Origin of the sequence: Neptunomonas sp. XY-337, from assembly GCF_004959845.1 — a bacterium.
GTDB classification, from domain to species: Bacteria; Pseudomonadota; Gammaproteobacteria; order Pseudomonadales; family Balneatricaceae; genus Neptunomonas; species Neptunomonas marina.
In genome coordinates this window covers 447,511-467,085 of record NZ_SPLL01000002.1, presented here as the reverse complement: position 1 = coordinate 467,085, position 19,575 = coordinate 447,511, and the positions used below count along the sequence as shown (strand labels likewise).

The 19,575-nt window shown below is 51.4% G+C and carries 19 protein-coding genes; 4 read left to right on the top strand and 15 right to left on the bottom strand.

What is annotated here, in order from left to right:
* Positions 1-39: 39 nt before the first annotated feature.
* The 3 genes from E4L36_RS05770 to E4L36_RS05760 all read right to left on the bottom strand — a co-directional run bounded on the left by E4L36_RS05770 (position 40) and on the right by E4L36_RS05760 (position 3,337).
* Positions 40-1,008, bottom strand: coding sequence for a TAXI family TRAP transporter solute-binding subunit (locus E4L36_RS05770; protein WP_136679734.1), 969 nt, complete (start codon positions 1,006-1,008; stop codon positions 40-42).
* A 155-nt stretch (positions 1,009-1,163) separates the two neighbouring features.
* On the bottom strand, positions 1,164-1,994 hold the full coding sequence (locus tag E4L36_RS05765) for a 3-keto-5-aminohexanoate cleavage protein (protein ID WP_136679732.1): 831 nt from the start codon (positions 1,992-1,994) through the stop codon (positions 1,164-1,166).
* Entirely contained in the window at positions 1,976-3,337 is a 1,362-nt protein-coding gene (locus tag E4L36_RS05760) for an aspartate aminotransferase family protein (protein ID WP_136679730.1), read from the bottom strand. The genes E4L36_RS05765 and E4L36_RS05760 overlap by 19 nt, the downstream gene beginning before the upstream one ends.
* 132 nt (positions 3,338-3,469) lie before the next feature.
* Between E4L36_RS05760 and E4L36_RS05755 the strand changes: the two genes are divergently transcribed.
* Positions 3,470-4,366 carry a LysR substrate-binding domain-containing protein gene (locus E4L36_RS05755; RefSeq protein WP_136679728.1) on the top strand — a complete coding sequence of 299 codons (897 nt, stop codon included), beginning with the start codon at positions 3,470-3,472 and terminating at the stop codon, positions 4,364-4,366.
* Here E4L36_RS05755 and E4L36_RS05750 read toward each other — a convergent pair.
* From E4L36_RS05750 to E4L36_RS05730, 5 genes are read right to left on the bottom strand one after another with little or no spacing between them, the layout of a single operon-like run.
* On the bottom strand, positions 4,363-4,812 hold the full coding sequence (locus tag E4L36_RS05750; protein ID WP_136679726.1) for a hypothetical protein: 450 nt from the start codon (positions 4,810-4,812) through the stop codon (positions 4,363-4,365). The genes E4L36_RS05755 and E4L36_RS05750 overlap by 4 nt on opposite strands.
* Positions 4,813-4,821: 9 nt before the next feature.
* Positions 4,822-5,595, bottom strand: coding sequence for a heme ABC transporter ATP-binding protein (locus E4L36_RS05745; RefSeq protein WP_136679724.1), 774 nt, complete (start codon positions 5,593-5,595; stop codon positions 4,822-4,824).
* The gene (locus E4L36_RS05740; protein ID WP_136679722.1) at positions 5,592-6,656 is read right to left on the bottom strand and encodes an iron ABC transporter permease; all 1,065 of its coding nucleotides are present in this window, start codon (positions 6,654-6,656) and stop codon (positions 5,592-5,594) included. The genes E4L36_RS05745 and E4L36_RS05740 overlap by 4 nt, the downstream gene beginning before the upstream one ends.
* Positions 6,656-7,519 carry an ABC transporter substrate-binding protein gene (locus E4L36_RS05735; protein WP_240770680.1) on the bottom strand — a complete coding sequence of 288 codons (864 nt, stop codon included), beginning with the start codon at positions 7,517-7,519 and terminating at the stop codon, positions 6,656-6,658. Before E4L36_RS05735 ends, E4L36_RS05740 begins: the two co-directional genes overlap by 1 nt.
* Positions 7,516-8,601, bottom strand: coding sequence for a ChuX/HutX family heme-like substrate-binding protein (locus E4L36_RS05730; RefSeq protein WP_136679719.1), 1,086 nt, complete (start codon positions 8,599-8,601; stop codon positions 7,516-7,518). The genes E4L36_RS05735 and E4L36_RS05730 overlap by 4 nt, the downstream gene beginning before the upstream one ends.
* Positions 8,602-8,682: 81 nt before the next feature.
* Between E4L36_RS05730 and E4L36_RS05725 the strand changes: the two genes are divergently transcribed.
* The 3 genes from E4L36_RS05725 (at position 8,683) to E4L36_RS05715 (ending at position 13,494) form a co-directional block, all read left to right on the top strand.
* Positions 8,683-9,651: a ChaN family lipoprotein gene (locus tag E4L36_RS05725; protein ID WP_169051485.1), complete on the top strand. Its 969-nt coding sequence runs from the start codon at positions 8,683-8,685 to the stop codon at positions 9,649-9,651.
* 76 nt (positions 9,652-9,727) lie between these two features.
* A complete protein-coding gene (locus E4L36_RS05720; protein WP_136679715.1) occupies positions 9,728-11,866 on the top strand; it encodes a TonB-dependent hemoglobin/transferrin/lactoferrin family receptor in 2,139 nt (712 codons plus the stop codon).
* Positions 11,867-12,120: 254 nt separating this feature from the next.
* Positions 12,121-13,494 carry a GGDEF domain-containing protein gene (locus E4L36_RS05715; protein ID WP_136679713.1) on the top strand — a complete coding sequence of 458 codons (1,374 nt, stop codon included), beginning with the start codon at positions 12,121-12,123 and terminating at the stop codon, positions 13,492-13,494.
* Between the two features lie 17 nt (positions 13,495-13,511).
* Here E4L36_RS05715 and E4L36_RS05710 read toward each other — a convergent pair whose 3' ends face one another.
* The 7 genes from E4L36_RS05710 to E4L36_RS05680 all read right to left on the bottom strand — a co-directional run bounded on the left by E4L36_RS05710 (position 13,512) and on the right by E4L36_RS05680 (position 19,572).
* Entirely contained in the window at positions 13,512-14,297 is a 786-nt protein-coding gene (locus E4L36_RS05710; protein ID WP_136679711.1) for an amidohydrolase, read from the bottom strand.
* 12 nt (positions 14,298-14,309) lie between these two features.
* Positions 14,310-15,458 carry a pyridoxal phosphate-dependent aminotransferase gene (locus tag E4L36_RS05705; protein WP_136679709.1) on the bottom strand — a complete coding sequence of 383 codons (1,149 nt, stop codon included), beginning with the start codon at positions 15,456-15,458 and terminating at the stop codon, positions 14,310-14,312.
* Positions 15,459-15,523: 65 nt separating this feature from the next.
* Positions 15,524-16,081, bottom strand: a complete 558-nt coding sequence (locus E4L36_RS05700; RefSeq protein ID WP_240770679.1) for a DUF3299 domain-containing protein — start codon at positions 16,079-16,081, stop codon at positions 15,524-15,526.
* 23 nt (positions 16,082-16,104) lie between these two features.
* A complete protein-coding gene (locus E4L36_RS05695) occupies positions 16,105-17,355 on the bottom strand; it encodes an ABC transporter permease (protein ID WP_136679706.1) in 1,251 nt (416 codons plus the stop codon).
* Positions 17,345-18,061 carry an ABC transporter ATP-binding protein gene (locus E4L36_RS05690; RefSeq protein ID WP_136679705.1) on the bottom strand — a complete coding sequence of 239 codons (717 nt, stop codon included), beginning with the start codon at positions 18,059-18,061 and terminating at the stop codon, positions 17,345-17,347. The genes E4L36_RS05695 and E4L36_RS05690 overlap by 11 nt, the downstream gene beginning before the upstream one ends.
* A gap of 8 nt (positions 18,062-18,069) precedes the next feature.
* Positions 18,070-18,738, bottom strand: a complete 669-nt coding sequence (locus tag E4L36_RS05685) for a DUF2796 domain-containing protein (protein WP_136679703.1) — start codon at positions 18,736-18,738, stop codon at positions 18,070-18,072.
* A gap of 78 nt (positions 18,739-18,816) precedes the next feature.
* Entirely contained in the window at positions 18,817-19,572 is a 756-nt protein-coding gene (locus tag E4L36_RS05680; RefSeq protein ID WP_169051484.1) for a transporter substrate-binding domain-containing protein, read from the bottom strand.
* Between the last annotated feature and the right edge of the window lie 3 nt (positions 19,573-19,575).

Here is a 19,575-nt window from a genome sequence, read left to right as displayed (position 1 = left end):
CTCAATGCATAGGTCTAAAACCTAAGCGACGACTGAAACTTACAGAAGACCTGCTTCTTTGTAGTACTTCTCAGCACCAGGGTGCAATGGCGCAGACAAGCCGTCTTTTACCATCTCTTCTTTCTTCAGGTTAGCAAAGGCTGGGTGAAGCTTCTTGAATGTGTCGAAGTTCTCAAAGACCGCCTTAACAACATTGTATACCAGCTTGTCATCAACATTTGCAGACGTTACAAACGTAGCACCTACACCAAATGTTTGTGTATCGCCGTCAGTACCACGGTACATACCTGCTGGGATCGTCGCTGTACGGTAGAAATCGTTGTCAGCCACAAGCTTCTCAACATCCGGGCCTGCAACCGTTACCAGTACGCTATCGCAAGATGTCGTCGCTTCTTTAATAGAACCACTCGGGTGACCTACTGTGTAAACCATTGCGTCGATCTTGTTATCGCACAACGCTTTAGACTGTTCAGCCGCTTTCAACTCAGATGCAAGTTTGAAATCGTCTGTCGTCCAGCCTTTCGCATCCATCAGCACTTCCATCGTGCCACGCTGACCAGAGCCAGGGTTGCCGATATTAACGCGCTTACCTTTCAGGTCATCATATGTTTTGATGCCAGCGTCAGCACGTGCAACCACGGTGAACGGCTCAGGGTGTACAGAGAATACCGCGCGCAGATCTTTAAATGCGCCAGCGTCTTTGAACTTGCTTGTGCCGTTGTATGCATGGTACTGCCAGTCAGACTGAGCTACGCCCATGTCCAACTCGCCTGCACGAATCGTATTGATGTTGTATACAGAACCACCAGTACTCTCTACAGAACAGCGGATGCCATGTTCCTTACGGCTTTTATTAACCAAACGGCAGATTGCACCACCAGTTGGGTAGTAAACGCCTGTTACACCACCTGTACCGATTGTGATGAAATCCTGTGCCTGAGCACTTGGCGCCATCGCGAACATCGCAGATAGACCAGCACCCATCAGGGCCGTTTTAATAGTTTTCATCTCACTCTCCTCACTTAACTAACGCTTATTTAGCTATTGTTATATTGGTTGATATTTTTTAGTAACGATTACAAGTATGAGAATCGCCTTATACCTTCACCAATTGATATAAGACTAATATGTTTTAGACTTTAGTTCACGCCCCTACCGCATATTTATGACAGAAATAGTGGCATCGCACGTAATTCTTGTGCAGTCAGTACCTTACGTCCCTGCTGAGCGATCTTGTCAGCCAGTTCAGACACCTGTTCACTGTTGTTGTTTGCCAACGATCCATCAGGACGTAACAGGTTATTTTCGAACCCAACACGCACATCTCCCCCTGCTTGAGTCGCCGCTAACAAACACGCCTGCTCCTGCTGGCCAAATGCGCAAACAGCCCACCGTACATCACCTAAGCGGTCAGTCAGTGCTAAAAACGGCTCAAGGTCACTGAGTTCAGACTGCTGCTTGTTGTGATACCGGCCTAAAACAAACAAGAGGTGGTGCTTATTTTTTGGTAAGACACCACGCTCGACCAAGTCCACGTAACGCAGCAGATCATCCGCCGAGTAAACAATAAACTGCGATATCACCCCAGCGCTCGCTGCCCAACGGAAAAAACCTTCGGCTGTTTCCTCATCGCGCTCAGTCGGGATCAGCTCCTTAATCGCGAAGGAGGCAGCTTCTGGCTGCAATGCTCGTACCAACGCCATCTGCTGCGGTGGCTGGTAGATTCCTACGGCTTCTGTTGTCAGTTGGATGACGACATCTTTTTGCGGAACACGTTTACACACCGCCTCAAGTACCGCTTCATTATCAGCCACCTCTAGCGAGTGGCCACCCTCAGCATCGCGTGCATGGAGGTGCACCATAGCCGCGCCCGCCTCAACACACGCCTCAACCTCTAACGCAATCTCATCAGGGGTCACTGGCAGTGCTGGGTGATCTTGTTTGCCTCGTCGAGCACCGTTGGGTGCCACGATGACTAAGCTGTCTTGGCGCATGCTAAAAACTCCTTATAAACCTCTTCAGATACATGATTGATACTCGCAACCAGCTTATCAACTAGCTCGTCACGCTCAAATCGGCTCAAAATAAAGGGCGGTGCTAGCAACACATGATGACCCGCCTGCCCATCGATCGTACCGGCCATTGGGTAACACATCAGGCCGCTCTCCATAGCGGTACGCTTGAGCCTTGCATGGAACTGCGTTTTAGCAGGTAGTGGAGCTTTTGTGGCTCTATCTGCAACAAACTCAATGCCTTGGAAAAAGCCGCGGCCGCGCACCTCACCTACAAAGGGGTGATCAATTAAGCGCTCTTTGAGGCTCGCCTGAAGCAGCTCGCCCTCCGTACCAACTCGCGCGACGAGCTGCTCATTTTCAAAGGCGTTTAGTACAGCCAGCGACCCAGCCATCGCGGTTGCATGCGCCATATAGGTATGGCCATGCTGGAAAAAGCCAGTCCCACTCGAGACCGCTTGGTAGATCTCTTCCGTTGTTAGCATCGCGCCGATAGGCTGATAGCCCGCACCTAGCCCTTTCGCAATCGTCACAATATCAGCGGTGATTCCGTCATACTCGTGGGCGAATAAGGTACCTGTGCGGCCCATCCCACACATCACCTCGTCGAGAATTAACAACACGCCATACTTATCGCAGATTTCGCGAATGCGTTTGAAGTAACCGTCGACAGCAGGCAGGACGCCAGCCGTGGCACCCACCACAGGCTCAGCGATAAAGGCGATAACCGTATCTGGCCCCTCGTCCAGCAGTTGCTGCTCAAGCTCATTGGCAACACGCTGTCCATATTCGAAGCTCGTTTCATCTTCACGCTGATCACGGTACGCGTAACAAGGTGCGATATGCGCCACGTCAATCAGCAGCGGTGCAAACTGAGCACGGCGCCATTCATTGCCGCCCACCGCCAGCGCACCTAGCGTATTACCATGATAGCTTTGGCGACGGGCGATAAAGCGCTGACGCTGGGGCTCTCCCTTCTCGACAAAGTACTGGCGCGCCAGTTTAAGCGCCGCTTCTACTGCCTCTGAACCGCCCGATACAAAATAGGCATAGTTGAGATCACCCGGTGCCAACGACGTGAGCTTTTCACCCAACGCTTCTGCCGTCTCTGTTGTAAAGAAGCCGCTGTGAGCGTAAGCCAAAGCATCTATCTGTTGGTGCAACGCTTCGCGCACACCTGCGTGGCTATGGCCAAGACAAGATACAGCAGCGCCGCCACTTGCATCGAGATAACGTTTACCAGATTGATCAATAAGATAGACTCCGTCGCCTTTCACTGCCGCTGGCAGCTTTTGATTACATTGGCGATGAAAAACATGGCTCATGGTGCGCTTTAACCCCTTTTTTTGACAATGCAGCCATTAAAAAGCGGTTTAATCCACGCAACAATCGATATATTCTCCACCATTATGAGAAAACGGAATACCTACCCAAACGACTAGTGCGAGAGCCCTTTAATGCGCAGCCATTTTCCTCCCCTAAATGCGGTTAAAACCTTTGAGGTCGCAGCGAGAAAGCTGAGTTTTTCCAAGGCTGCGGATGAGCTATGCGTAACCCAAGGCGCTGTTAGCAAGCAGATCCAAACGCTCGAAAAACACCTTGAAGTATCGCTTTTTAAACGCACTGCCACAGGCCTTGAGCTGACTGAAGAGGGCCGCCAATACCTACCCGCCATTGCTGAAGCGATGAACTTGATTCAAGGCGCGACCTCACTGCTGCAGCAACAACGGCATCAACGCACACTCAACATCAGTTTAAGCCCATCTTTTAGCAATCTTTGGTTGATTCCTCGCCTAGCGATGCTGCAATCCGCACATCCGGATATCCATTTAGCGGTCGCATCGAGCGACGAGACCGTGCGCTTCACGGAAGGCACGATAGACGCAGCGATTCGCTGTTTACCGCTCTCTCCCAACTATGAAAACAGCACATTACTGGTTGCTGAGCAGTTACTGCCGATTATTCACCCCTCACGCCTTGCCGCTCAGCCAATCGAACAACCGGAAGATCTACTGCACCACCCTCTTTTGCTGCACATTACACGGCCACAAATCTGGACAGCCTTCCTCAATAACGTGTTGGGCAATGAACATCGCGGCCAAGCCCCACACTACAGCACTGGCTTTGAGCATTTTTATATGTCTTATGAGGCGATTCGGCAGGGCCAAGGTATCGGCTTACTACCCCACTTTATGGTCGAGCGGGAGCTCGCAGAGGGAGAGCTCGTGAACCCTCTGGGGATACGCTACACAAGCGGCTACGGTTTTTATCTCCAAATACCCGCTTTCAACGCGCAAAGTAGCCGAATTTATCAGTTCAAACAGTGGCTGGAAGAGCAGCTCAGGGCTGCTTAATGGACACGCCGCTCAGGGTAGCGGCGCTGGTGAAGCTCAATATTGAGATACTGCGCAACCAACTGGCGCTGACGCGGCTCATCGGAGAGGATTTTGCCAATCTCGCCGTCTGGCTCAACGGCAGCTAATTGTGAGCCCGCCAGCTGCGTATTGGCACTCATTAATACGCGGTCGGCTTCCTCCTCACGACCAGAGTGATGCAAGACATTAGAGAGGAAAACAGCCGATACAAACGCAATACGCTGGCTAAACAGGTCACCACGGCTCTGCTGACAAATCATCGGTGTTAGATCGTAAGCACTGCCGACCAGCGGCAATACACGATCCCAACCCCGTGCGAGATAATGTGGCTCTGCCGCCATCATCCATCGCAGCCAGCAGCCGATCAAAGCATGCTTGGGCATACGCTGTAGTTGCGAATGATGCTGAGGGCAGAGAAAAGTCATTATCACCTCCTAACGCGCAACCACCAGCGGCCACGACTGGCTTGGGTGCGGCACGACATCCACCGCAATGCCAAACAACGATTTGAGAATGTCAGGATCCAGCGCTTGTTCAACACTGCCCTGTGTTTTAACACGTCCTTGTTCTAGTAGTACCAACCGATCGGCATACTGCGCCGCGAGGTTGAGATCATGCAAAATGGCCATAACGCCAACCCCCTCTTGCGCTAACGATTGCGCCAGTGCCAGCACATGATGCTGATGAGCAAGATCTAATGCGGAGGTGGGTTCATCAAGCAGCAGATAACGCGGTTGCTCTGCAGCATCCCAAATCTGCGCGAGTACCCGCGCCAATTGAACACGCTGCTTTTCTCCACCCGATAGCGACGGAAACGATGAACTAATGTGGTGAGACATATCTACCCGCTCCAGCGCAGCTTTCGCAATTTCGCGATCACGCACTCGGCCGGTTGCGTGAGGCATTCGCCCCATCAATACGACTTCAAATACAGAGAAGGGAAACATCAACGTTGTATGCTGCGGCAATACGCCCACCATGCGAGCGATATCATGGGTGTCCCAGTTCTCGTAGCGCTGACCATTTAACGAAAGGTCACCCGCGAAATGGCGATACTCACCGGCAAGCACCCGCAGCAGCGTAGATTTGCCCGCACCGTTGGGGCCAAGAACAGCAACGACCTCCCCCGGATTTACGGCAAAGCTCACTTCATCTAATAGCCGCTTTGAGCCGATATCGAAACAGAGGTGCTCAACTATTAAGCTCATATCCCGCCTCCTTGTCGCGCACGCAGTACGATCAATGCGATAAAGAACGGACCGCCAATAATTGACGTAATCAGACCGATAGGTAATTCAGCGGGTGCGATCAATGTTCTGGCAATCATGTCAGCGATTAACAAGAACAGTGCGCCTGCCAACGCGGAAGCGGGCAGCAAATAGCGGTGATCAGGTCCCAATGCCAACCGAATGATATGCGGGACCACCAAACCGACAAACCCAATCATGCCAGACACAGCAACGCTGGCACCTACAGCCACCGCACTGAGGAGGATAATATTACGACGAACACGGCGTACATCGATACCTAAGTGGCGAGCTTCTGATTCACCCAACAGCAAAGCGTTCAGCCCTAGGGCATAACGCGGGATCATCACGATTACAATGGCAATAACAGAACCGGCAGCCAGCACCACATCCCATGTCGCGCCACCCAAGCTACCCATCTGCCAGAACGTTAATGTACGCAGCTGCACATCATCCGCCATATAGGTCATGATGCCGATCCCTGCACCCGTGACGATATTGATAGCGATACCGGCGAGCAACATGGTGGTAATCGAGACGCCGAGCCGTGAAGTCGCTATGTTCGCCACCACTAAGGTTGCCGCAAAGCCACCTAAGAAGGCGGTAAACATGAGCGCATACTGGCCCAGCACCTCGGTCACCACAGCGAGTGCGGAGCCACCAAACACGATCATACTGACCGCCGCCAGCGCAGCGCCACCCGAGATACCGATCAACCCGGGATCCGCCAGTGGGTTGCGAAATACACCTTGAATCGCAGCGCCAGACACAGCTAACGCCGCACCAACCAGCACCGCTAACAGCGAACGGGGCAAACGGATCGCATTGATAATCGTAGCTAGGTGCCGCTCAACCTCTCCGGCATCAAGCCCCAGCCCGCTGAGTAGAATCCGATAGGCATCACTCATCGAGATATCCATCGGCCCAACGCTGACGGAGGTCAATATGGCGAGCAGCAGTGCAACCAGTAAGCCTAATAGGGACCACTTAACTCGCCATTCGTGTTGCTCTAAGCTGTCCATTACTGCGCCGCTACTACCGCTGGGTAAAGAGCTTCGTGCAACTGTTTCATCGCCCGACCTATACGTGGCCCAAAGCCTAGCAGCAGCATACCGTCCATCGTAACCAAACGCTGATTGTCTGCAGCGGGAACACGATCCAACCCAGGGATAGCAAAAAGCTCCGCAGCTGGCATTGAGTGCTCATTACGCTTCATCATCAAGACAACGTCAGGTGCCATGGCCACCAATGCTTCTGTCGTCACCGGCTTGTAGCCCTCTATCCCTTGAACGGCATTCTCGGCACCCGCAAGTTTGATGATTGCATCGGCATGGGTATTAGCGCCGCCAACGACCAAGTTTCTGCCTCCGCTCGCGTTAAGGATAAACAACACCTTTACCGGCTTACTCAACCGCAATTGGCTGGCTTGAACAGTTTCAATATCCGCTTGAATAGACTGCCATAGCGCCTCACCCGCATCAGGTTGTTCTAGGAGTGCTGCAACGCGCTTTACTTTCTCACCCACGGCATCCACCGACGCTTTTGCTGTTACCGATGCCACGGTGACGCCTGCCGACTCGATCTGCCCTAAGATACCTGCAGGGCCCGCATCCTCAGAAGCGATCACAAGATCAGGCGCCAGAGAAAGTGTTCCCTCCGCTGAGAGAGCACGTTTGTAGCCAACCTGAGGCAGCTGCGTTGCCGCAGCGGGATAGACCGATGTGGTATCAACACCAACCAGTTTGTCCTCTTGCCCTAATGCATACACAATCTCGGTTAAGGCACCGTCCACAACCACGATACGCTCAGGTGCAGCCGATGCGATAACCGGTACGGCTAGCAGAGCAGCACTTAGCCAACGCATGCTGTGTGATAAGAGCTTCATGCCGCAACCTCTTCACCAAGCAGAGACTCAACGAGTGCGCGCCATGCACGATTCTCAGGTTGCCCCTCTTCTCGTACGCCAAAGAACTGAGCAATGGTTTCACCTTTCGCATCGTAGAGCTCCAGCGAGGTCACCATGCCATCTACTGTTGGTTTGCGAATCAGCCATGCTGAGGCAACCTGATCTTCCAAAAGGTGCAAGTTAAACTCAGGATCTAGCACGTTAAGCCATGGCCCAACACGTTTAACAGTTTCGATCACACCACTGTGGATCTGGATATTGCCGCTATTTCCCACAAAGCACATGATCGGCAGGCGCTGCTGTGCAGCTTCCTCTAGCAGATACCCCACAGAATTGTTCGCAACAGGGCACGCATAGGGCTCTCCCACCAACCGGAACGCTTGCTCGCGTGTGACTTTATGGCGGCGTAACAAACCAAAGAACTGGTGAACATCTGTCATCTTTTTCCATTCATTCACCAGCGCATGGGTATCAACATCACTATCAGATGCCATCTCAGTGTTGGCCTCTGGCGTGCTAAAGCTCACCTGCGCATCTTGGTCAGCCGCGCCAAATTGCTCAACCAAACGCTGATAGGCTGCAAAGTTACTGTTAGGCTGAAGGTAGATCTTCTGAATGGCGTTACCGGCTTGGTCAAAGAACTGCAAACTAAAGCGGTGCGAATCACCTAGTACTTCGCAAACAGCGTAACCAACAGTCCAGCGGGACAAGATGATACGCAGATCGATTTTCCGGTCGGGCGAGATAACCAGGCCCATTGGTCCGTTAATGCGGATGTTGTCGTAAATACCTTTACGTTCATGCACCGCCGATTCATTGCGCGTCAATGACATGATGTAGCCCAACTCAGGCAGCGCATAGATCAGATCTGAAAACTTGCGGTTCAAACGGATCGACTGGACGCCACACTGCTGATCGATCAGTTGTGCTTCCGGTACATCCAGACGCTCAGCCTGCTGACGACGGCGCAAACTGGGTTCAGCCTCGATGAGTGCCGCGAATCGCTCTGACAGTGAGGAGGAAGCAGTGACACGATTAAACATCTGCGCGAGATCGCCCATAATAGACTCCAATATTTAGAATAGAAATATATATTAATGATAACTATACTCATTTACATTAACAATACTAAGAGTATTAAAATGATTCCTAAAGCCCATTTCACCCCTATTCGCGAGCGGGTTTTGCTACCCTTGTTAACTTCTCTACTTATGCTTTTTAGTGGCCAAAGCACCGCAGCAAACTATCCCCATGCATGGTTGTCACCACTGCTGCAAGAGCATCCTCTAAGCGGCATGATTGTTAACCTGCAAACCGGCGAGTCAGTCGATTCTGCGCAGCTCATTGAGCAACTGAATGCGCAAGTGCACGTGTTAATTGGTGAAAACCATGACAACCCCGATCACCACATGATCGAGAGCTTTCTCATCGAAACACTGAGTGAGCACCAACCACGGCGAGCCGTATTCGAGATGCTATCCGAAGAGAACATGGACGCGGCACGCACCCTCTTGCCCGAAGACTCCGCTGAGGCGATCTACGAAAAACTAAACTGGAAAGAGAACCGTTGGCCTTGGGAAGACTACCGTGGGGCGATCACACAAGCGGTCCGCTATGGCAAAGGCGTTGTGCCCGGCAACATCAGTCGCAAAACAATCCGCTTGATCTACAAATCGCCGAGTGCTCTTGATCGTCCAGACCTTGCAACCGTTACGCAGATCCCGGAAAACGCTACCCAGATCATCGCGGAGCAGATCATTAGCAGCCACTGCGGCATGATCAAAGACGCACAACTGAGCAGTATGAACAACATCCAGCTCGCAAAGGATGCGCGCATGGCACACGTGATGGCCCGTGATCGCTCGTCACCAAGCTTACTCATCGCAGGCAGTTTCCATACCCGCAAGGATGTTGGTGTTCCCCTGCACCTTACGGCGCTCAGCCAGCAAAGCGTATCACTTGCGCTTGTTGAAGTAGCTGAGGATAAGCGCCAAATTGCAGACTATATAGATCACACACAGGCCGACTTTGCTTGGTTTACTCCCCGCCAACCTCGAGAGGATCATTGCGAGAAAATGCGCGAGATGATGAACAAAAAACCAACCAAATAAAACTAAATGATATTGATTCGCATTATATTTATTTATTATAGTAGTTGGCACCTATTCAACTTACTAAGTGCTAACCATGAAAAAACGACTTCTCTGCTGCTGTATAGGCAGTGTTGTGGCAACGGCTGCTAACGCAGCCGAGCCGACCTCTCAGGACGTTCGCTACCTCGACCGCGTTGTTATTAGTGCATCGCAAACCGAAGAAACACTGGGCGATACTCACGGATCTGTTAGCGTCATTTCCGAAGAAGACATCCAACGTAACCTCACCAATGACGTTAAAGGCCTGTTCAAGTACACACCTTCAGTGTCGGTCAGCGGCGGCGCACAAGGTGATGGACTCATCAATATCCGTGGCATCACTGGCAACCGCGTGCTGATCTCGGTCGACGGTGTTCGTCAAGCGAAAAACCTATCGTGGGGCTCACTTAACTCAAGCCGTAACACAGTCGATGTAAACACACTAAAGCAAGTTGATGTCATCCCTGGCCCCTCTTCGTCTATCTACGGCAGCGATGCGATGGGCGGAACCGTTTACTTCACAACCAAAGACCCGAGCGATCTCTTAACTGACCCACAAGATAACTTTGCCGGGAGCATTCGCTCGCAATATGACGACTCGAAAGAGGGCTTCAGCAATACGCTCAGTCTGGCTGGGCGCAATGAAACGGTAGAAGGTCTGTTCATCGCGACACGCGAGGATGCACAAGAGGTTCGTGTTCATGGTGATCTAGGTGGCACCGGCCCTACTCGAGAGAAAAGCGACCCGAAAGATGAAGAAGCGAACAGTCTCTTTGGTAAGGTGCTCTTCTCGCTCCCGCACGATCAAACGCTGACATTCACAGCTGAGCAGGTCAAAACGGACGAAGACACGACTCAATTGAGCTCTAGCAACGCAGATGCCTTTTACAACGAAGATAAAAAACGTACCAGGCTGTCAGGCCAATATGAACTGCTCGCAGATCACGCCCTGTTTGATAGCGTCACAGTCGATCTTGATTGGCAAACCACCGAAACAGATCAATACCAAGGCTATTTCAATGCGCGTTTCGGCGGTGACTACCGCTATACCGGCGAGTATGACGAAACCACGCGCAACGCTGAGATCAAGTTCAAGAAGCAACTGGTCACTGATGCGATTGAGCACGACCTGATCTATGCACTCGACTACGAACAAACAACCTTCGAGCAGTACCGTAGCAGTTCACTAAGCGGTGCAAATCGCTCCATGCCGCGCAGTGAGAGCGATGCAGTTGCCGCATATATCCAAGACCAGATGACTTTTGGCGATAGCGGCCTCAAGGTCACAACAGGTCTGCGTTATGATCGCTACAAAATCGATCCACAGCCTGATCAAGCATACCTCGATAGCAACCCACTGGATCCATCACCTGAGAACAATGAAGATAGCCAACTGAGCTTCCGCTTAGGTGCCACCTATGACATCAATGACACCACGACACTGTTTGGTCAATTTGGTCAGGGTTTCAAAGCGCCAGATATGGACCAGATGTTTGCAAACTACGGGCGCAGCGGTGCTTATAAATTTATCGCCAACCCGAACCTAGCACCGGAATCCAGCGATAGCTTTGAGGCAGGCGTACGCTTTAATACCGCACCAGCAAACCTAGAGTTCCTCGTCTTCTATAACGACTATGACAATTTTATCGATGAGGTAACACTGCCTTTCGATCCCCAGTACCCTTACGGTGTTTACCAGCAGCAAAACCTCGCAGGTGTGGTCATCAAAGGTGCTGAGTTTAAAGGCGCACTCTATCTTGAGGAGCTGGCACCAAACTTACGTGGTTTCGAGCTGCACACCGCCATTGCTTACGCCGAAGGCACCCAAAAAGTCGATGGGGTTGAAAAGCCCCTCGATTCAGTTGCTCCGCTCTCTGGTGTGATCGGGCTGCGTTACGATGCGCCCAATAAACGCTGGGGTAGCGAACTACAGTTAACCGCAGCCAAAGGCAAATCGCGCAGCGATATCTCGAGCGATAATCCGTTCGTACCGGCAGGTTTCGGTGTCGTTGACCTAACTGCATATTATCAAGTCAACGATGACTTGCGCCTTGATGCAGGCATTTTTAACCTCACTAACAAGGACTACCACACGTGGGACGAAGCGCGTGGCAAAACGGCAGACCTTGACGGCCTGGCACGTTTTTCAGAGCCCGAGCGCCATTTCCGCATTGGTGTGAATTGGCGCTTCTGATCCACTCCAAAACGAAAGCGGGCAAAAGCTCGCTTTTTTTGTTTATATTAGCCAACAAATTTCATCAAACTCTCTATAATGTAGCCGCTAAAAAGAGACAGCGCCCGTATTGCAGGTTCCAGCAATAGGCACGAGATGATTAAGCTTAAATACGGTCTGAAGGAGTAGACTGCGCACCTTTAACAAGCTCAGACGTTGATTGATTGCTAAATGTACTGCGTGTTTTTACAGCCTTTTAGGCACATCGCCATCTTATGAAGTTGATACGACCTTGGGTCATATTGTTGATCGTAATCACTCTGATTACTGTGATTGGCGTGATCTGGTTCAAAGCTGAACGGGCGTCTGGCGACCAGCAGGCCTACCGCACCTATCAATACTTGAGCCACCTGCGCACACTCGATACGCAGCTTGAGCGCGCGATCCTAAGAGGCGCACTCGATGGTTTCGTCAACTATGAAGACATTCACAGCATTCAAACTCGCTTTGCTAAGGCACTTTTAAGCCAGCCCGATTTACCTTCCCCTATTCCAAGCATTCTGCAGCCGTTATCAGCCTTGCTTAACCAAAAGCAGGAGATGACCGAAATACTACGCCAGCTAAGCCACAAAAAGCAGGATGTCGTTGCTGATGCAACACGCCGCAGTATGCTGCTGCGAGAGCAACTGAGTGAGCATGTTGTGGATGGCACGCTATCTGCCGAAGCTGCTAACAGCTTGCACTACTACATTAGCTATATGGTCGGAATCGAGTTTGAGAAACCCAACAGCGAATCGTTGCTGCCGGTGCCCAACGACTTCTCCGAACTGCCCGAGTTTTCACGTATCAACTGGGTCAACTTGCAGCATCGGCTGAGCCACTTTACGCAACTACGCCAAGAGTACAACAACACGATCCATGAACTCATTGCGTTAGACATCTCGGCGCCTTTGCAAAGCGCGAATCAAATATTGCTGCAACTCGCTATGGATCAAGAGACGCGATTTCGCCAGTACTTGCGCTTTATCGTGCTATACATCGCCGCGACAGTTGTCATCACAGGTATTCTGATAGCTACAATTCGCCACTATCGCAACAAGCAGACTGAGCAGCGTAGACACGCAACAACTGACCATTTAACCGGTCTTGGTAACCGTCGTCGCTTAGAAGATGAACTACCCGGTATTCTCGAACGCGCGAAACACAACGGCAGCCAAGTTGCGATTATCTTCGTGGATATTGATAACTTCAAGTCACTTAACGATATTTTTGGGCACGCTGAAGGTGACAAATATCTGCAGAAAGTGGCAGACATCATGAAAGCCGCTGTGCGAAAAGGCGATATCATTACGCGCTTTGGTGGTGACGAGTTCATTATTCTGCTGGAAGGCGCATCGCGTGATATCGCCGCCAAGGTAGCAGAGTTGGTCGTGTCCAACTGTTACGGCCAGTTTAAGCGCGAAGACGGCAGTGCTATTGAGGTCGGCGCAAGTATCGGTATCAGCTTATTCCCAGAGGATGGGCAAACGCTATCCGAAATACTGCTCCAAGCTGATAAGGCGATGTACCGCGCCAAGCACAGCGGCAAAGGCCGTATTAAGTTTCACAAAGATTTGGATGAGTATTTAGGGCGCACTAAACGCCCTTAGATATTTGAGCCATTTGCCTAGGGCATGCCAAGATCAAAATCATCCGCATCTTGCCAAACAGGAAACTTGTCGCGGAACTGTTGCAACGCTGCCCGATCGAGCGCAACCGTTTCAACAAACGCTTGATCCACTGGATGATCACAGACCAGCTCGCCTTTAAAATCAACAGCGATGGAGTCACCCGTGTAGTGTAAACCTGCCGCATCACTACCGATACGGTTCACTCCCACTACGTAGGCATAGTTCTCGATCGCACGCGCTTGTAGCAGGGTACGCCATGGGTTACGCCGAGCACCAGGCCAGTTCGCGACGTTGATCATCAAGTCATAATCATTGCGGTTGCGCAAAAAGACCGGAAAGCGCAAGTCGTAGCAGATGGAAGGCAAGATGCGCCAGCCTCGGTACTCGATGAGCGACCGGCTAGTGCCCGCATTGAAGTGTTCATGCTCGTTCCCCATCCGGAACAAGTGCCGCTTGTCATAGTAAGCAACCTCCCCTTCTGAGGTGACAAAAAGGAAGCGATTCACATAAGCGCCATCTTCTTTAATCGCAACCGATCCACATATGGCAGCGCCAAGCTCATGCGCCTGCTGCTTGAGCCAAGGCAATGTTTCGCCTTCCATAGGCTCAGCCATTGTCTCAGGACACATCATAAAGCCTGTGGTAAACATCTCGGGCAGCACAATAAGGTCAGTCGCCCCCTGCAGAGGCTCCATCACGTTACTCAGCATCTGTCGATTTGTTTCCGGCGCTTGCCAAGCGAGCTCTGTTTGTACGATGGAAACACGCAAGATATCAGTCATAAGTAGCTCCCTCTATAAAGTAACTAAACGCTCAGCAGCCGCTTTTAAGGTCGCTTCGCCTTTGGCGAAGCAAAAACGCACAATACGTGTATCAGGCGGTGTTTGGTAGAACACCGAAATCGGTATAGCCACAACCCCCGCATGTTCGATTAACCACTGGCAAAACTCGATATCCGGCACATCTTTAATGGCACGATAATCAACAAGTTGGAAATAGGTGCCTTGCGTTGGTAGCAGCTCAAAGCGGCTAGGCGCCATCAAACGACAAAAAAGATCACGTTTTTGTTGATAAAAAGCGGGGAGTTCAAAGCCATAATTTGGCGCATCAGCCATATAGTCAGCGATAGCCAACTGCATGGGTGTAGATATGGCGAATGTCAGATATTGATGGACTTTTCTAAGCTCTGCAGAGAGCGCTGCAGGCGCTAGGCAGTAGCCCACTTTCCACCCGGTAATGTGATATGTCTTACCAAAAGAAGACACCACAAAGCTGCGCTCCCGCAGGGCTTCATGCCCAGCCACACTCTGATGTTGCTCACCATCAAAGACGATGTGCTCATACACCTCATCACTGAGAACTAAAATATCTGTGTTGGCGAGCATATCCGCCAGCGTATCTAGATCGTGCTTGGATAGCGTGGTACCGGTTGGGTTGTGCGGCGAGTTAAGAATAATCAGCCGCGTCTTAGCGGTTATAGCATCGCGTACGGCTTGCCAGTCGACCTTAAAGTGTGGCGCCAAGAGCTGCAGGCGAACGGTTGTCCCGCCATTAATCTCTACCGCAGGCTCATAACTATCGTAGGCCGGATCAAACATAATGACTTCATCACCGGTACGAACCACCGCAGAGATCGCTGCAAATAACGCTTCTGTGGCACCGGAGGTGATTGTAATCTCGCGCTCTGCGCAGTAGTGACCACCGTAAAAGCGGCTGACTTTCTCTGCAATGGCCTCGCGCAATGCTGGCACACCAGCCATTGGCGCATATTGGTTCGCACCTGACGAGATGTGGTGCCCCACAGCGTCGAGCAGTGCTGTCGGCCCATCGAAGTCAGGGAAACCTTGGGAAAGATCAAGCGCATTATGTTGTGCCGCTAATTGCGACATTTGCGTGAAAATAGTGGTACCGACTTTCGGTAACTTCGTCTCTGGGTAGTTCATTACAGCGTGTGCTTCCCGGTGAAAAAAACAGTCTCCAGTATACCGAAAAGCACTGCTAAAACGATCTAGTACTCGTATGGCTCGATACGAAATGCTTCCATGCCATAGCCAGACGACGCCAACTCATGACTGAAGGTTTCGGTTTTCAACTTACCAGTCACCCACACGGCATCATAAATGCTCTCTAGCGTAACGCCCGGCTCATACTCAACGTAGATAATTTGATTGGATGGCGGTGGCGGCGTGTGAATACAAGCACCAAAGTAAGGGACTAAAAAGAACTTATAGATAACACGCCCCTCCCCTTCGATGGGCACGACAAAGCCGGGGACTTTCGCCATTTTTCCATCCATTTCAGGCACGATCGGCGCAGATTGCAACGCAATCTGTAGCTGATCCATCAGCTCAGCAGCGCGCGGGTCAAGATCATCTAGTGCGCTAAACTCTTCGACATCGATAATGCCCTCAAGCGTAAAGTCAGCAGGCATCAGGTGATCCCACTCAAGCACTTCAACTACTTCACCATTCACGGTTGCTGGCGTCTCATCTGCGGCTACAACGAAGCGCGTAGTAGCCAGCAAAAATACAGCAAATAGGCAAAACAACGCCCTTGGATATCCCACAAAGACTCTCCTAATCATGATAACTAGCGAGAGGATAACCCATCTGCGGCAGAAAGTCGGTACGCTTGTAACCCCGGCCAGATACCTGTCAGACCACCTGCAGCCACGACCATAAGAAGCAGCGTTAAGTACTCCCAAGAGGGGTAATAGCTTTCAAGATAAAGCCCCATATCTTCAAGCACAGGCGATAGAAGATAAAGCCCCAGTATGGCGGCTAATAAGCCCAACAATGCACCGACAAAAGAGACCAGCGCCGATTCAAGCACCAGCATAAACACGATGTGCCACGGTCTTGCGCCCACAGCACGAAATATCGCCAGCTCACGGCGCCGCGCACTAAGGCTGGTCAGCAAGACCGCTAACATACCGATCAAACCGGCAACGACAACGCAGGCCGAGACGATCAGCAGCGCACTCTCGACATTACGTAGCAGCTCCCAAAGCTGCTGTAAGGCAGCGCCAGGCAAAATAGCTTGTAAAGGTTCTTTGCGATAGCTATTAATCTGGCGCTGAAGGTGGAATGTACCAAGCTTCGATTTCACCCCAACCAGCACGGCGGTGACATCTTTAGGCGTAAGGGAGAGCTTGCGCACATCCTCCGCCGATTGCTGCATCCCAGCGATGGGTACGCCCGCTTCCCAGCCGACATGAATAGCTGTAATCGCCTCATTGCTGACAAACAAGGAGCGATCTACTGGAGTCCCTGTACCTGCCAAGATACCCACGATACGAAACGGCTTATCCTTGTGATCAGAGAAGCTCTTCTTGCCCATACCATGGGACAAAACTATCTGCTCGCCCAACTGATAACCGAGTACCTTAGCCACCTCGGCGCCGAGCACGACATCATAAAGGTCTTTATAAGGGGCACCTTGGCTAAAGCCCAATGCGGTATCACGACCAATACGGATATGCTCAAAAAAGGACGGCGCAGCACCCACTACACGATAACCACGATGGGAGTCACCCAAAGAGATCGGCTCAGCCCACTCGACATAACGATTAGCTGCGATCTTCTGGTAACTATCCCAGCTGATATTTCGAGTAGCCTGCCCAATGTGAAACACTGAGTACAGCAACAGCTGTAACTCGCCACCGCGTGCTCCAACAATAAGGTCTGTACCGGCGATCGAGCGGTCAAAGCTGGCGCGAACCTCTTCCCGTACTTTTTCAACACCGATGAGCAGAGCAACACTGAGGGCAATGGTTAGGACGATAAAAGCCAACGTGCCACGGCGGCTCCAGCTACTGGCAACCGCCTCTTTAATCAACATAAACACCACCCACCGTTTGTGAAGCCTGATTGATATCAGCTAACTGAATAACTCGATCAAACTGGGGGGCCAGTCGCTCATCATGACTCACTAAAATCAAGGTCGCATCCGCAGCTTTCACCTCAGCTTGGAGCAATGCAACGAAACGCTGTGCCGAGGCAGTATCGAGTGCGGAGGTTGGCTCATCTGCAATGATCAACTCCGGGGCACCAATCAACGCGCGAGCTATGGCCACGCGCTGCTGCTGACCTACCGAGAGCTGGCTAACCGGTCGCTTTTCATCAACAAGTTCCGCAAGGCCCAATGAGCTAAGCAGCGATGTACACGCGCTGCGAACCGAGCCAAAGCGTGCTATTGCGCGCTGCCGCCGCTGCTTCGAAACGCGGCAGGCCAGCTGCACGTTATCCTCAATCGACAGGTATGACAGCAGGTTAAGTGATTGAAAAATAAAACCGATATGATCAGCGCGGAAGCGGTCTCTTGCCACCGAGTTTAGCTGGCTCAACGCGGTGTCCCCGACCCTGATCAGCCCCTGCTGCGGGACTAACATTCCCGTCATCAAGTTGAGCAAAGTGCTTTTCCCGCTGCCGGATGGTCCTTGTAAAAAAACCATCTCTCCCGCAGCAATATTGCATGAAGGGATATCAATAACCGGCGACTGCTGAGCCCATGCAAAGCTCAGCGCCTCGATGGAGATCGCTGCCATATCGTTCTCTATTTCAGGGAGATACTCGCTGTTGCGCTGTTTACTTCTCCGCCCTTCTGGCCGCTGATACCAATAGCTTGATAACGAACGGTTTCTAGGGCTGGATAGTGGTTAAACAGACCCACCTGCAGGCTGTTGAGTTCCTTCGGTTTTTGGCATTCGAACGTATACTCAACCATAAAGTCGCTGTGACCGCCATGATCTTGGTGTTTATCGTGGTCGTGGTCGTGGTCGTGGTCGTGGTCGTGGTCGTGGTCGTGGTCGTGGTCGTCAGAAGCTGCCATATTTTCATCATGGCCGTGCTTATCTTCATGGCCGTGCTTCTCATGCGTGTCATGGTCATGGTCATCAGACATCGCCACTAAGGTCTGCTCAACATTAGCATGCTTAAGAATACACAGGGCAGCGTCGGGCAACAGAATGTTTTGGTAGCCATCACGCAACTGTTGAACCGCCGCAATCACTTGCTTGTGTTGTGCCTCGTTTTTGACTTCATGTTCAAAACCCACAATCGTATCAGCTGGCGACTTAAACATGATATCGAGGCGCTTGCCCTCAAACGCAGCATTTAACTCAGCAATGCCATGCTCATGAGCATCGCTCGCAGAAGCTGCACTAGCAGCAAAACCAACCAGTAAACAAGACCCTAAAACACATAACTGTTTCATCGTTTTCATTCCAGCACGTTAAGATTTTCAATTCGTTATAACATAACATATCGAAAATAAAAGATGGAGCCATCCATCTTTGCTGTACTAACGATATTTTGCGGTAATCTGGTCGATAGAGCCGTCTCGATACATCTCTTTAAGGCTACTATTCAGAAGATCAATCAGCGACGAGGGCGTATCTGGGTGAAATGCGATACCCATAACCGTACGCTTGAAGGTCAGCACCTCTTTGAGTGCCCCAACGCCCTCTTTTTTGGCAAGATAAGGCCCTAACAAGTGTCCTGTGGCCCATAAATCGATGCGCCCGCGCGCAAGCTTACGGGCGTTTAGTTCATCGCGACGCACCAAATCTAGTTCAAACCCTTGATCGGCTAAGAACAGTGCAGTCGCATCACCGCGGTAGGCTCCAATACGATACTGCTTTGCCTCTTCGAGCGAGCTAATCTTAATGTCGCTATCAGACATGGCAAGAAACACCCACTTGTTCTCCGTTAATGGGCTCACCCACTTAAACAAAGCTTCACGCTCTTCGGTGCGTGTGGTGGAGTAAACTCCCGTATTCACCTCAGTTTGCGCTTGGTTATAAGCACGATTCCACGGCAGCAGCGACAGTTCGTTTTGAATCTGGTTGCGCTCCATCAGCGCACGCACGATATCGGTTGAGATCCCGGTAATCTGGCCGTTACGTGCCAACATATTAAAAGGAGGGTAGTTTTCCGTCACCAGCACAATGGGTGGGTAGCTCGCAGCAGCGTCGTCCTGCGCAGCACCGGCTGTATCCTGAGCCACTGTCGATAGACTGCTGAGCAATAGCAGTGCAACACAAAGTAGACGACGCATCAC

Excerpts from the sequence above, each read along its gene's own strand:
- E4L36_RS05680 (WP_169051484.1), bottom strand. The coding sequence starts at position 19,572 with ATGCGTCGTCTACTTTGTGTTGCACTGCTATTGCTCAGCAGTCTATCG.
- E4L36_RS05765 (WP_136679732.1), bottom strand. The coding sequence starts at position 1,994 with ATGCGCCAAGACAGCTTAGTCATCGTGGCACCCAACGGTGCTCGACGA.
- E4L36_RS05685 (WP_136679703.1), bottom strand. The coding sequence starts at position 18,738 with ATGAAAACGATGAAACAGTTATGTGTTTTAGGGTCTTGTTTACTGGTT.
- E4L36_RS05705 (WP_136679709.1), bottom strand. The coding sequence starts at position 15,458 with ATGAACTACCCAGAGACGAAGTTACCGAAAGTCGGTACCACTATTTTC.
- E4L36_RS05725 (WP_169051485.1), top strand. The coding sequence starts at position 8,683 with ATGATTCCTAAAGCCCATTTCACCCCTATTCGCGAGCGGGTTTTGCTA.
- E4L36_RS05770 (WP_136679734.1), bottom strand. The coding sequence starts at position 1,008 with ATGAAAACTATTAAAACGGCCCTGATGGGTGCTGGTCTATCTGCGATG.
- E4L36_RS05690 (WP_136679705.1), bottom strand. The coding sequence starts at position 18,061 with ATGGCAGCGATCTCCATCGAGGCGCTGAGCTTTGCATGGGCTCAGCAG.
- E4L36_RS05735 (WP_240770680.1), bottom strand. The coding sequence starts at position 7,519 with ATGAAGCTCTTATCACACAGCATGCGTTGGCTAAGTGCTGCTCTGCTA.
- E4L36_RS05750 (WP_136679726.1), bottom strand. The coding sequence starts at position 4,812 with ATGACTTTTCTCTGCCCTCAGCATCATTCGCAACTACAGCGTATGCCC.
- E4L36_RS05720 (WP_136679715.1), top strand. The coding sequence starts at position 9,728 with ATGAAAAAACGACTTCTCTGCTGCTGTATAGGCAGTGTTGTGGCAACG.
- E4L36_RS05710 (WP_136679711.1), bottom strand. The coding sequence starts at position 14,297 with ATGACTGATATCTTGCGTGTTTCCATCGTACAAACAGAGCTCGCTTGG.
- E4L36_RS05715 (WP_136679713.1), top strand. The coding sequence starts at position 12,121 with ATGAAGTTGATACGACCTTGGGTCATATTGTTGATCGTAATCACTCTG.
- E4L36_RS05740 (WP_136679722.1), bottom strand. The coding sequence starts at position 6,656 with ATGGACAGCTTAGAGCAACACGAATGGCGAGTTAAGTGGTCCCTATTA.
- E4L36_RS05730 (WP_136679719.1), bottom strand. The coding sequence starts at position 8,601 with ATGGGCGATCTCGCGCAGATGTTTAATCGTGTCACTGCTTCCTCCTCA.
- E4L36_RS05695 (WP_136679706.1), bottom strand. The coding sequence starts at position 17,355 with ATGTTGATTAAAGAGGCGGTTGCCAGTAGCTGGAGCCGCCGTGGCACG.
- E4L36_RS05745 (WP_136679724.1), bottom strand. The coding sequence starts at position 5,595 with ATGAGCTTAATAGTTGAGCACCTCTGTTTCGATATCGGCTCAAAGCGG.
- E4L36_RS05755 (WP_136679728.1), top strand. The coding sequence starts at position 3,470 with ATGCGCAGCCATTTTCCTCCCCTAAATGCGGTTAAAACCTTTGAGGTC.
- E4L36_RS05760 (WP_136679730.1), bottom strand. The coding sequence starts at position 3,337 with ATGAGCCATGTTTTTCATCGCCAATGTAATCAAAAGCTGCCAGCGGCA.